Origin of the sequence: Salegentibacter sp. BDJ18 (genome assembly GCF_017579965.1) — a bacterium.
Taxonomy (GTDB): domain Bacteria; phylum Bacteroidota; class Bacteroidia; order Flavobacteriales; family Flavobacteriaceae; genus Salegentibacter.
Genome location: NZ_JAFLQX010000023.1, coordinates 175616 through 188700, shown reverse-complemented (window position 1 = coordinate 188700; position 13085 = coordinate 175616). Strand labels below are relative to the sequence as shown.

Annotated in this window: 14 protein-coding genes and 1 pseudogene; all 15 read left to right on the top strand. The window is 35.9% G+C overall.

What is annotated here, in order from left to right; all coding sequences use genetic code 11:
* Window positions 1-6 precede the first annotated feature (6 nt).
* The 15 genes and pseudogenes from J0871_RS13095 (at window position 7) to J0871_RS13030 (ending at window position 13078) form a co-directional block, all read left to right on the top strand.
* Complete coding sequence (locus J0871_RS13095) at window positions 7-1503, top strand: FMN-binding glutamate synthase family protein (RefSeq protein ID WP_037314417.1); 1497 nt, start codon at window positions 7-9, stop codon at window positions 1501-1503.
* Window positions 1504-1605: 102 nt separating this feature from the next.
* Complete coding sequence (locus J0871_RS13090; RefSeq protein WP_057481174.1) at window positions 1606-2313, top strand: PepSY domain-containing protein; 708 nt, start codon at window positions 1606-1608, stop codon at window positions 2311-2313.
* Between the two features lie 37 nt (window positions 2314-2350).
* Window positions 2351-2923: a DUF3347 domain-containing protein gene (locus J0871_RS13085; protein ID WP_051931246.1), complete on the top strand. Its 573-nt coding sequence runs from the start codon at window positions 2351-2353 to the stop codon at window positions 2921-2923.
* A gap of 340 nt (window positions 2924-3263) precedes the next feature.
* The gene (locus J0871_RS13080) at window positions 3264-3542 is read left to right on the top strand and encodes a helix-turn-helix transcriptional regulator (RefSeq protein ID WP_051931248.1); all 279 of its coding nucleotides are present in this window, start codon (window positions 3264-3266) and stop codon (window positions 3540-3542) included.
* A 78-nt stretch (window positions 3543-3620) separates the two neighbouring features.
* The gene (locus J0871_RS13075; protein WP_051931249.1) at window positions 3621-4628 is read left to right on the top strand and encodes a potassium channel family protein; all 1008 of its coding nucleotides are present in this window, start codon (window positions 3621-3623) and stop codon (window positions 4626-4628) included.
* Window positions 4629-4741: 113 nt separating this feature from the next.
* The gene (locus J0871_RS13070) at window positions 4742-5062 is read left to right on the top strand and encodes a four-helix bundle copper-binding protein (RefSeq protein ID WP_034892172.1); all 321 of its coding nucleotides are present in this window, start codon (window positions 4742-4744) and stop codon (window positions 5060-5062) included.
* 335 nt (window positions 5063-5397) lie between these two features.
* Window positions 5398-5562: a hypothetical protein gene (locus J0871_RS13065; RefSeq protein ID WP_208225781.1), complete on the top strand. Its 165-nt coding sequence runs from the start codon at window positions 5398-5400 to the stop codon at window positions 5560-5562.
* Between the two features lie 614 nt (window positions 5563-6176).
* Window positions 6177-6389, top strand: a complete 213-nt coding sequence (locus J0871_RS17405; protein ID WP_346014347.1) for a hypothetical protein — start codon at window positions 6177-6179, stop codon at window positions 6387-6389.
* Between the two features lie 147 nt (window positions 6390-6536).
* Window positions 6537-6797: an ArsR family transcriptional regulator gene (locus J0871_RS13060; protein WP_166636579.1), complete on the top strand. Its 261-nt coding sequence runs from the start codon at window positions 6537-6539 to the stop codon at window positions 6795-6797.
* Window positions 6798-6862: 65 nt separating this feature from the next.
* Window positions 6863-7381, top strand: a pseudogene (locus J0871_RS13055) (Crp/Fnr family transcriptional regulator); the annotation flags it as partial.
* 497 nt (window positions 7382-7878) lie between these two features.
* Complete coding sequence (locus tag J0871_RS13050) at window positions 7879-8283, top strand: DoxX family protein (RefSeq protein ID WP_037321872.1); 405 nt, start codon at window positions 7879-7881, stop codon at window positions 8281-8283.
* 1 nt (window position 8284) lies between these two features.
* The gene (locus J0871_RS13045) at window positions 8285-8701 is read left to right on the top strand and encodes a sulfur reduction protein DsrE (protein WP_037321871.1); all 417 of its coding nucleotides are present in this window, start codon (window positions 8285-8287) and stop codon (window positions 8699-8701) included.
* Between the two features lie 2 nt (window positions 8702-8703).
* Window positions 8704-10359, top strand: a complete 1656-nt coding sequence (locus tag J0871_RS13040; RefSeq protein ID WP_208225780.1) for a 5'-nucleotidase C-terminal domain-containing protein — start codon at window positions 8704-8706, stop codon at window positions 10357-10359.
* An 8-nt stretch (window positions 10360-10367) separates the two neighbouring features.
* Window positions 10368-11000 (top strand): TlpA disulfide reductase family protein, encoded by a 633-nt coding sequence (locus J0871_RS13035; protein ID WP_037314406.1) that lies wholly within the window; start codon window positions 10368-10370, stop codon window positions 10998-11000.
* A gap of 29 nt (window positions 11001-11029) precedes the next feature.
* Window positions 11030-13078 (top strand): thioredoxin family protein, encoded by a 2049-nt coding sequence (locus J0871_RS13030; RefSeq protein WP_243870496.1) that lies wholly within the window; start codon window positions 11030-11032, stop codon window positions 13076-13078.
* The last annotated feature ends 7 nt before the right edge of the window (window positions 13079-13085 follow it).

Sequence of the window (13085 nt, the reverse complement as noted above, 5' to 3'; positions counted from 1 at the left end):
GGATTTATGAGAATTTTTTTTTTAATAGGTTCTTCAGTATCCGCGGTAGGACTTATATTAATTATATTGTGGCGGCCGCATCTATGGTGGATAGCGATTTTATTGCTTCCTATTTATATATTGGGCTTTAAAGATTATTTTCAAAAAGCAGACAATATTCAGCGTAATTATCCTTTATTTGGTAGGCTTACCAATTTATTAGAAGAACAACGTCACGTTTTGCAAGAAGCTTTGTTTCTCAACCGCGCCGAAGGTATGCCCTTCAATTGGATCCAAAAGGAAATTGTATATAAGCGGGCCGCAAATGCAAACATGAATCAGCCATTTGGCACCCAGTTATCTTATGAGAGTACTGGCCGTGAATGGTTTTTGCATTCTACATTTCCCTCAAAGGAATTTCGCGATAATTTTCGTATTAATATTGGAGGTCCAAATTGTACTAAGCCCTACAGTTCAAGTATTTTGAATTTAGGGGCAATGAGTTATGGCTCTATTAGTAAAAATGCTACCCTGGCTTTTAATGGAGGGGCTAAAATAGCGGGATTTGCACAAAACACTGGTGAAGGGGGGCTTACACCTTATCATCAAAAATACGGGGCAGATCTAATCTTTCAATTTGGCACCGGATATTTTGGATGCCGAAATGCTGAAGGGAATTTTGATGCTGAAAAGTTCACTGAAATAGCCCAGAATGATCTCGTAAAAATGATCGAGATTAAAATCTCACAAGGAGCTAAGCCAGGTTTTGGTGCTATACTTCCTGCCAGTAAAAATACCAGGGAGATTTCAGAATATAGGGATATTGAAGCACATACAGAGATTCATTCCCCGGCGCACCACAGTGCTTTCAGTAACCCTAACGAGTTGCTTAAATTTATCAAAGAATTACGTGATCTTTCCTCTGCAAAACCTATAGGGATTAAACTCTGTATTGGTTTAAAACTCGAATTTGATGAGATGATTGAAATATTTTCGAAAAATAAAGAAAATAATTTTCCAGATTTTATTGCGGTAGATGGAGCAGAAGGTGGTTCTGGGGCTGCAAGCATGGATGGATTACATTGGGGCGGAACACCTTTAATTGAGGCGCTCCACTTTGTGGATATAACTTTAAAAAAATATAATCTGCGCAAACATATTAAGGTTATAGCTGCGGGAAAAATAATTTCTTCTTTCGATATTTATAAAGCATTAGCCGTTGGGGCCGATGCTTGTTACAGTGCCAGGGGTATGATGTTTGCCCTGGGGTGTGTCCAATCTTTAAAATGCAATTTAAATACCTGCCCTACCGGAATAACCACTATGGATTCAAAGCGGGTAAAGGCTTTGGTAGTTGAGGATAAGAAACACAAAGTGGCTAATTATCATAAAAACACCATTCAGGGTTTAAAGGAATTGTTACTATCAATGGGTATCTCAGATAGAAATGGAATAAACAAAACCAGTATTGTAAGAAAAATTAGTGAGTCGGATAGTAAATCCTATAGTGAACTTTATAAGTGATCTTTAATGACTAAAAGTAAATTTGTAATGGATTACGTAGGTAAACGTAAACATAATTGCAAACGTAAAAAGAATAATCTAATATATGGAAGTTAATTAGAAATGGTGAAGAGAAAAACAGCGATGAAAATTCGTAAAGCCCATCGATATCTGGGAATCTTTATAGGCATTCAGTTCTTGATGTGGACTATTAGCGGGATGTATTTTAGCTGGACCGATATCGATGAAATTCACGGAGATCACTTTAAAAAATTGCCTCCTGAAACTTCAAATTTTGAAAATCTTGCCGGTATTTCCACGCTCATTCCAGAAATGAAAATTCATAGTATTAGTTTAAAAGAAGTTTCGGGAATGCCTTACTATTTTGTAAACAACGAAAAACTGGTACACGCACAAGATGGCAAAGTTATCGATGAAATTTCAGAAGAAGATGCCAAGAATATTGCGCAACGATATGTAAAAGATGATTTTAAAATAATTTCAGTAGAAAAAATCAACAAAGTCGGGGATCATCATGAATACCGTAGTGGATCTTTTCCGGCTTATGTTATTAATTATGCCCAACCTAAAAACCTAAAAGCCTATGTGGGTGCTACCGATGCAAGTTTTAAAACGGTACGTTATCGCGACTGGCGTTGGTTCGATTTTCTTTGGATGACCCATACCATGGATTACGAAGGAAGGGACGATTTTAATAACCTTATACTACGTATTTTTTCTCTTATGGGCCTTATAACGGTCTTGAGCGGTTTTTTACTCTGGTATATTTCATCACCATCAATAAGAAAATTTCAAAAAAAATTCAAATAAACCTAATTTTGAACATTAATAGCGATAAAATCGGAAAATGAAAAAAATAATTAGAAGCATAACAGTTTTAAGTCTCATTGCTGGAAGTTTAGCGATATTCTCCTGTAAAAATGACCAAAACACAAAGGATGCCCCAAAGCCTATGCAAAATGAAATGCACCAGCCAAACATTGATGAAAATGCTGAAGCAAAAGGCTATGAGGATGAAGGATTGCAAGCAGAATTTAAGGATGAAAAAACTGCTGATCTCTATGACCTGTATGTAGCTATTAAAGACGCATTTGTAAATACCAATTCCCAAGCCGCTAGTGCAAAAGCAGCAGAACTTGCGGAAACGGCAACCAATAAGAAGGGTATAGTGGCTATTGCAAATGAAATTGCAGAAAGCGGTAATATAAATAAGCAGCGGGAAGCTTTTTCTAAACTTACAGAAGCTATGGAACCTGTTTTAAGGAATGCATTAGCCTCTGGAGAAATCTATAAGCAATACTGCCCCATGGCTTTTGAAGGAAAAGGAGACTATTGGTATTCAAATTCAAAAGATATTTTTAATCCATATTACGGAAATAAAATGTTGAAATGTGGTAGAGTTCAAGAAACAATCAAATAAGCGTAAGAATAACTTGCTTGGTTTTCGCACCTTGTAGGTTGTTCAAAAGTTTTTGGGTCAAAGTAAATAAAGGGTGCATAAATAAACGTGGTGTGCTAGAGGTGCTTATAGTGGTAAAAGAAATTTTTAATAATTTGAATATTCCTTTTTCCGTGGTAAACCTTTGTGAGGCCATTAAAGAAAGGAAGCTCTCTGCTGTTGAGAAAGAGCAACTATAAACAGAATTTGAAAAATTAGGGTTCGAGATCATTGAAAGCCGTAATGAAAAATTAATTAGATAAAATCCTTAATTACTAAAAAGGTTTATTCAAAAGACACCGCAAACGATAAATTTTCAACTATGCCTAGCTCGCACCTGCACTTCGATTATAGACATATAACCCACATCTTTACAGATAGGGAGGGACAGAGTATTCAGCAGCTTTACATCTCGGTTCGAATTGAACGCGTAAAAGAACTTTTAAATTACGATGATTGGAGTATCGCGATGATTGCAGATAACCTTGGATATTCCACAGCCGCCTATCTTTCAACTTCATTTAAAAAGGCAACTGGGCTTTCCCCTTCAGGTTATAGGAAGTTACAAGTAAAAGACCGGAAAAGTATAAATATGGTCTAAGTTTCCCTTGGTATGGAAGTTTAACAGGGTTAGCTTGTTCAAGGGGCTACTTAGGTCAAATAAAATAAAGCATAAAATATGAACATTCTTTCAATCTTAGGCATAATTATTTATCTATTAATTGTGTTAGATGTTATTCAAACAACTCTTTCCTTGCAGGGTGGGGGGTGGTTAACCAGCCGGTTTTCCCATTTTTTCTGGAAAGGATTTTTAAATATTTCTGGCAAAGACGGAAGCTCAAAATTTTTAAGTCATGCAGGTTATATCCTGCTTATTGCAATTGTAATAATTTGGGTCTTTGCCCTGTGGAGTAGTATGGTGTTGATTTTATATTCCAATCCTGGATCAATAATTCAAAGTTCCACCAAGACCACCGCAGGATTATGGGAGGTAATATATTATAGCGGTTTTACCCTCTCCACTCTGGGCGTTGGTGATTTTATAGCGGCAGGAAATTATTGGAGGCTACTAACCACTATTTATTCCTTTACAGGTCTTATTCTTCTTACTATGTCGGTAACTTATTTTATTCCCGTTCTTTCAGCAGTTATAGACCAACAAAAATTGGGGATAAAACTTAGTACCTTAGGAAGCACACCGCAAGAAATTGTACTTAATTCCTGGAATAAAAAAGACTTTTCAAGACTGACGAATAAAATTGATGATATATCCGACTCTATTATTAAATACAGCCAGCATCATAGAACATATCCGGTTATTCATTATTTCCACAACCCAAATCAAAGTAACAATGTAGTTTTGCAACTGGCGCGCCTATACGAGGCATTAGTTATCCTTACCCATAAAATAAAAAAGGAAAAACAGCCCCCCTTAGAAGATATTCGGCCTTTGATTGTAGCTTTTGAAAATTATTTTAAAATTATATCTGAAGTTACCCATATCAATATTAAAGAAAAAAATACTGCAAAAATTTCGGTTGCAATTTTGCAGGAACACGGCTTGGTGTCTACCACTATAGAACAAAAAGATATAGAAGAAAAATTTATGAAAAAACGTAGATTTTTCAAGACCTTATTATTGCAGGATGGCTGGAAATGGACACAATTAGAAGAAAAAAAGCCTTAAAATTTTAAGGACTTTGTTAAATACCTTTAAAATTGAAAGATCTTAGCATAATTTTAAAACCCACTTTGGTTTTTAGTTTATAATTTCGACATAAACCATTAAAAATCAATATTATGAGAAATGAAAAATTAATTAATGCACTTGGAAATTGTATTAACCATTGCAATTATTGTGCTGATGCCTGTCTTGATGAAGACAATGTAAAGATGATGAAAGATTGCATTAGAATTGACAGGGTATGTGCTGAAGCCTGTGCTGCTTTAAATCAAATTTTAGCCACGAGTTATAGCGATGTGAATGCCCTGGTTGAATATTGTAAAAAGGTATGTCAGGATTGTGCAGATGAATGCGATAAGCATGATCATCAACACTGCAAGGATTGTGCGCAGGCTTGTAGAGAATGTGTAGAAGCTTGTGAAGCTTATCTGGCTTAATTGTAACTGGGACCCGGTTTAGGCCGGGTTTTTATTTACGATTTAGCAGGCTATGTTAGTTTTTGAACCTATTTGAAAACTACCTCAATGTTTTTGAGGTCGCAACTGGTCAATTGCCAGTTTGATGCTCTTAATCTATAATATTTTGTGCTTTCGCAGTCCTTAAAAACTACTCTTTCCTTTCACTTTCATATATGCGTTTAAAGTAATTTCAGGGCGGTTTTTTGCCTGAGGTTACTTAATAAAATTAGGACGATCATATCTTTTGATTCTTAGCTAATTATAAGAAATAACTCTTAACTGGACAATTTTACCAATCATATAAATATAATATAATGAGTGCAAATAGAAGAGATAGAAGAAAAAATAAAAACCGGAAAAAGTCAAAATCCAAGAAAGATACTGTTTCCAAAAAAGATAAAATTTATGGTATTCTTGCTTTAATTATTTTGTTTTTTGCAGCCTTATTTGCTGCCATTTCTTTTGCTTTTATGGCTTAGAGTATATATTTAAAACCTAAATTATGATTAATACTCTTTATCGAGTTATCAATTTAAGTTCCATTTTAAATGACCAGAATAATGCTGGTACTTCTAAATAATTTAAGATGTTTGGGCCTAATGAATTTACCTTAAAGACATATTTATATTATATTCTGCCACCAATCCACGAATACTTTCTACAATTTATTGGTGGATTCGTGGCTCCTTTGCGCATTTTTGGGCAGACTAAGAATATTCTATGGTCCCGGTAATTGACTTTATAACTCCAACTCTTTATATTAAAAATATGGTGTGTGCACGCTGTATAAGCTCAGTCGCGTTTATCTTAGATAAGTTGAAAATTTCTTACAGTGTCATCAAACTGTGTGAAGTATATTTAGAATAAGAATTAAATGAACAAACAAAAACCTTTTGAAAAAAGAACTTCGGAATTCTGGTTTTAGTCTAAAAACCGATCGAAAAAGTCAACTCATTGAACAAATGAAAAGCCTGGTAGTGGAAAAAATTCACCACTCCAATAAGTTTTTCGATATAAAATGGCCAGAATTTATAAGTGAAAAATTACATCTTAACTATAAGTACCTTAGCTCTTTTTTTCTGCTGTAGAAGGCATAGCATTTGAGTTATACATCATCAACCAGAAAATTGAATGTGTTAAAGAATTCATTGATTATTATAAATTGACTTTAAGTGAGATAGTTTTTAAACTAGATTATAGTAGCGTTGCCTATTTAAGCAATCAGTTCAAAAAAGTAATGGGAATAGCACCCACGCAGTTTAAGAAATCTGTGGACAAACACCGAAAGTCATTGGATGAGATTTGATTAAAGGATTTTAAAAACCAAGGATTGTTTAAAAGTTTACAGTTATTTGCATTATTATTCAAGTATTTTGTTAAATCATACGATAAATATATAATTGTTGTTACTTTGAGTAAAAAAAGATGAGCCTAGAAATAACTTCTCCACGGAATGAAGGGGACAAGAAGCAAATATCGTCTTCCAAGGAAACAATATAATAATTCGGACGGCTTTAAGGCAATAAGCAAAATTCTGTCTCTTGCGGAAAGCGGGGTACGACTGAAAATCCTATTCCTGTTGAACATAGAGAATGAATTGTGCCCTTGCGATATAGCTGACATTCTTAAAATGAGTGTTCCCGCCGTATCTCAGAATATCTGTCTTGACACTAATTGCTGGAACAAGCGATATGGAAATTTAGCAAACAAATAACACAACACGTTATAAGGTAACCGACAAAAGAAAAAGTTAATGGAAACTACTATATTAAAATCAGAAATCACCTATCCTGAATCTCAATACCATTGTTACTGAATGGGGCTATAAAAATTTCAAGGGTAGATAGCGATGGAGATGAATTATTACTTTATTTTCTAGAAAGAGGGGATACTTGTGCGGTGACTCTTACCTGCTGTTTAAATAGAAGCAAAAGTGATATAAAAGCGGTTACCGAAAAGGATACGAAATTAATTATGGTTCCTGTAGGAAAAATGGAGGAATGGATTGTAAAATATAAATCCTGGAGAACATTTGTTTTTCAGAGTTATAGTTTAAGACTTAAGGAAATGCTAGACGCTATTGACTCTGTAGCATTCTTTAGGATGGATAAAAGATTACTGCATTACCTCCGGGATAAGGCTAAAATCAATCAAAATGAAACCTAACAAATAACCCATCAGGAGATCGCTTACGACCTTCATACTTCTCGAGTGGTGATTTCAAGATTGCTTAAAACCCTCGAAATGGATGGCAAAATTTCATTACGAAGAAACAGTTTAGTGGTACTAGATTTATAATTATCTTTTCTATGTGTAACATTTGTTACCTTTTAAATCCTAAGCAATTTGTAAGTTTGTTTCAATGAGTACAAAAGCTCTTATATCATTATTTCTGATCCCTCTATTTTTAGGGAAGTTATTGATTGTAGATGCAAGTCTTATCAACCTGCTGTCAAAGGGGACAATTTCTTTTGTAAATCCTTACTGCGAAAAAAAAGCTTTGAGTTCTGATAAGGAGAAGACGTATGAGTTTGTTCAAAATGTAGAGAATCAGAATTTGATGGTTGAGATTAGCAGTTTTTGTACTCCTCAATTCAATTTTAATATTTTTTCCTGGACGCCTAGATTATCGGAGGTGTTCTTCGAGAAAAATACCATTTATTCTTCAAAATTAAGCTATCTGTATCTGGATAGTCATTCACCACCTCCAAAGTTAGTGTAGTTGAGATTTTAGTTTCTTGCAATGGTTAGTTATACCATTTCAGACCAAATTATCAATTACAATAACATACATAATGACGAACAAAATTTTTATAAGTCGTCGTTCCATTCAGTTATTACGAATATTGGTTAGTGGCATTTTTCTGGTGGCAGGCAGCAATCATCTGCTCAACACTGAGAAAACGGTCCGCCGGCTTGAACAGGCCAGCTTCAAAGGTATCGCTTACTTATTTGGCGAACCAGAATGGCTTGTAATTCTCTCCGGAATCGTAATGCTGGCAGCAGGTTTTTTATTCCTTATTGGATATAAGACCCGATGGGCGGCAATCGTATTAATACTTGTATTACTACCCATAACCCTATCGGTACAGGTAGGACAAATAAACACACTGGGGCCTCTTTTTAAAAACATAGCAATACTGGGTGGCCTTCTGTTTTTTATAATAAATGATACTGATAAACTTTTTAAAACGAAATAAAATGAAAACGATATTTTTTAGCAGCATCTTACTGATGCTTACATTATTTGCAGGAACTGAGGTAAATGCACAGCAGGACATGAAACATAACTATGTGGTACTCACCAAAAAAGTTCCACAGTTACAGCCCATACTTATTACGGCTGAAAATTTGAAAAAAGAAGATGGAGAACATTTTGGGAAATTTGAAGTGATCATCTGTGGAAAAGAAATAGGTGATATAACCGACCCTGCCCAAATGGAAGAATTTATAGCCAGAGCTGAAAACCTGGGGGTTGAACTTGTAGCCTGCGGCTTTTCGTTGAATAAGTTCAAGGTGAATAAAGAGGAAGTCCCCAAGGAGATGAAAATTGTGGAGAACGGAATCCTGTACAATTTCCAACTTCAAAAAAAAGGATATAAAAGTTTAAGTCTGTAAGTATGAAAAAATTCAGAAGTAAATTACTGATCACTTTTGGTTTAATAGGAACCTTTATTATTATCATATCCTTTAAAACCGAGAAAACCCACAAAAGCAGTAATCAAACGGTCAAGGACACCTTAAGTATTACGGTGTTACAAACAGCCGATATACATGGGCAATTGGATACTCATCCAGAATTGTTCTGGGAAAATGAAGAAATTGTTTTTAAGAATAGAGGTGGCCTGGCCAATATAAAGACTCTTTTTGAAAGGGAACGTAAAATGAATCCGGGTAAAACACTTATCGTGGATGGGGGAGACCTTATTCAGGGAAGTGGTTATGCGGCTTTATCAGAAGGTAAAGTAATCCCCGATATTATTAAAAATATGGGCTATGATGTAATTATTCCCGGTAACTGGGAGGTGGTCTATGGCAAAGAAGTGATGCTGGATGTAATGAAAAACTATAATACAAAAGTTATCGCACATAACATGCATCACGAGGAAACTGGGGAGGATCTCTTTCCTCCTTATTGGATAAAAGAAATCGAAGGTGTTAGAATTGGTTTTGTAGGACTTAACGATCCCGATGTGCCGGTAAGACAAAATCCCATCTTTAGTCAAGGGATTGAGTTTAGCGGAATGGATGAGGAATTTACCAATACTCTTGAAAAATTAAAAAAGGAGAAAGAGGTAGATGTTCTTTTCCTTATAACTCATATTGGGATTTTTAAGCAGGTAGAACTTGCAAATAATCCATTGGCAGAGCCTGTAGATTATATTCTGGGGAATGACACTCACGAGCGAGTTCAGGAACTCATTCAGGGTAAATATGCTAAGGTTACGGAGCCCGGAGCTTTCGGCTCTTTTGTGGGTAAACTAAAGTTAAATTTTGTTGATAACAAGCTCGTCAGTGATTCGTACGAGCTTATAGAAGTAGATCCTGAAAAATTTCCGGCAGATGAAAGGATACAATCTCTGGTGGATCAAGCAAAGGAACCTTACAGGGAACATCTGGAAACCGTAATAGGATACACTACTGAACCATTGTACAGGTACTTAACCGTTGAGAATCCTATGGATAATATGATAACAGATGCAGCCAGGTGGAAAACCGGGGTAGATATAGCTATTTCCAATGGCTTCCGTTTCGGGAATCCCATCGTACCTGAAAACGGAGAGCCAGCTCCAATTACCCGGGCAAATCTTTGGAATCTTCTCCCTGTAAACGAAAAAGTAAAAACAGGGAAAGCTTCTGGTAAACAGATAAAAAACTGGCTGGAAACTGAAATGCATAATGCTTTTTCACAGAATCCTACCGAACGTTTCGGAGGATGGCTGGTAAGATTTTCAGGAATGAAGGTAGAATTTAATAGCCAGAACAATAAGGGAGATAGAATTCAAAAGATAACTGTTAATGGAGAACCAATTCAGGATGAAAAACTTTATACGATTTCGGCCTGTGTGAGACCGGGAGATCCATTGAATAATTTATGCCGAATGCCTAATGTAAAAGATGTTGAAATAATGGATTATACCATTCATGACGTGGTTGAGGAATACCTAAAGGAAAATTCCCCTGTTTCTCCTGGCCTGGAAGGAAGAGCTTACTGTGAATATTTAGGAAAATATTCTTTTTCCACGGTACCAGGTACAGAATATAAATTTAATTAAAGAGTATTATGAATAAGACAAAAAATAAAAGAAATAAAAAATGGCTGGAGTATCTCATTTTTGGTGCTATAGCCCTTGTATTATATGCCACCGGTTTACATACTGAGGTTATCGGGTTTGCGCAGAGAGGCTTACTTGAAACAGGATTGATGAATCCTGATGTTACGGAAACAAGAGAAATGGCACAAGCGAGTACATCTGGACCCGAATCTATGGAAGAAATTAGCGAAGATCCGAAAGCAAACATGAATGTTCAGCTTCGTGATCCGGAAGGAAATATAGTTTCTTTATCTGAATTTAAAGGAAAAGTGATTTTTATGAATTTTTGGGCTACTTGGTGCCCACCTTGTGTAGCAGAGATGCCGGCCATTGATAAATTACATGAAGAAATGGGAGATGAAGTGGCCTTCGTTATGCTCTCCAGGGATCAGAATTTCGATACCGCGGTGGCATTCAAAGAAAAAAAGGATTACGGGCTGCCAATTTATGAATTGGCAGGACCATTGCCGGCGATGTATCAATCTTCAGCCTTGCCAACAACCTTTGTAATCGATGCTGAAGGAAATTTGGCACTTACGCATAAAGGAATGGCCGATTATAATACTGATGAATTCAAAAAATTTCTGAATAGTTTAAAATAAATTCAGAAGGTAATTAAGAGGTCATGACGATGTTTAGATTTATAATAGCTTTTATAATGCTGGCTGTGGGTACAAATACCTATGGTCAGCTTATGGAAGCGCCAGAGTGGAATGCAGAGATTTTAGAAGATACTTATATCCCAGGTGACACCGTCACCGCCAGATTCACGGCTAAAATAGCGGAAAACTGGTATATGTATTCCAGTGATTTTAGTAAGAACCTTGGGCCAACTGTCACCGAGTTTCATTTTGAAGACAAACCTGAATTTAAGGTGGTAGGTGAAGTTAATCCCGTGGGGGCGAAAAGGAAGTATGATGAGCTTTATGAAGGAGAATACACGTATTTCACCAATGAAGCCGTTTTTGAACAGAGAATCATAATTAAGAACGTAGACCCGGTCATAAATGCTGAAGCTTCTTACCAGATATGTTCTGATGTAAATGGGCAATGTATACCATTTACCAGTGAGATTTCTGTGACGAGTTTTAAAGAATCCCTTTCCGAAAAAAATAACGATGGAGAGGTATTTAAAATGGAAGCTTTTCAGAATGAATTTCAATCTAACACCAAATCTGAAGAAGGTTTTTCGTTTTTATTAGTATTCTTTTTTATTTCTTTTGGTGCTGGGCTGGCAGCTTTACTGACTCCTTGTGTATTCCCCATGATCCCAATGACGGTTACGTATTTTACGAAATCCAATGCAAGCCGGGCCAATGGAATAAACCAGGCTTTGCTATACGGTTTTTCAATTATCTTAATTTATACCTTGATAGGGACCGTTTTCTCTCTGTTGTTTGGAGCCGATTTTGCAAATTTTTTAAGTACTCACTGGATTCCTAATCTGTTTTTCTTTTTTATCTTCCTGCTGTTTGCGCTATCTTTTTTCGGCTTGTTTGAGATTCGATTACCCAATTCATTTGTAAATAAAATGGATGCTCACTCTAATAAGGGGGGTGTATTGGGTATTTTCTTTATGGCTTTTACTCTGGTGTTGGTTGGTTTTAGCTGCACAGGCCCAATTGCGGGCACCATTCTTTTGCAGGCTGCAAATGGGGAAACCCTTAAACCACTTATTGGGATGCTAGGCTTCTCATTAGCATTTGCACTTCCATTTACATTATTCGCAATATTTCCCCATTGGTTAAAATCATTGCCGAAAAGTGGAGGCTGGCTTAATACTGTTAAGGTGATACTTGGTTTTATAGAATTAGCCCTAGCTCTTAAGTTTTTAAGTATCGTAGATCAGGTTTATCACTGGAATTTGCTTGACCGTGATATATACTTAGCCCTTTGGATCGTTATTTTCGCATTCCTCGGATTTTATTTATTAGGTAAAATTAAATTTCCACATGAAAAGAAAACCGAAAATACCTCGGTATACAGGGTCATTTCAGCCATTTTGGTTTTCACCTTCGTGGTTTACCTGATTCCCGGGTTGTTTGGAGCACCATTAAAACCATTAGCAGGATACTTGCCACCTATGAGCAGCCAGAATTTTGAAATGCAGGCTTCAGTTTCCCAAATAGGGAATGTAAGTGATAACAGTATCGCAAATTGCGGAACTCCTAAATATGATGAGCTTTTAGAATTACCTCATAATATCCAGGGATATTTTGATTATGAACAGGCTTTAGAATGTGCTCAAAAACAGAATAAACCTTTATTTATTGACTTTACAGGACATGGTTGCGTGAACTGTCGTGAAATGGAAGCCACTGTTTGGAGCGATCCCAGAGTACTAAAACGGTTAAAGAATGATTATGTAGTAGTGGCCTTGTATGTAGATGAGAAAACAGAATTACCGGAATCTGAGTGGTATGTATCTGCACATGATCAAAAAGTTAAAAAAACAATTGGTAAACAAAATTTGGATTTTATGATCCAAAAGCTCAATGCCAATGCCCAACCATATTATACACTGGTAGATAATAAAGGATCTTTATTAAGCGCACCAAAAGGTTATGATCTGAATGTTGAAAATTTTGTTGAATTTTTGGACAATGGTATACAGGAATTCCAGGGAAGACAAGGAAATAATATGGCTTCTTCCAGGATAATCCAGAGACAGAATGAATAGAACCTTA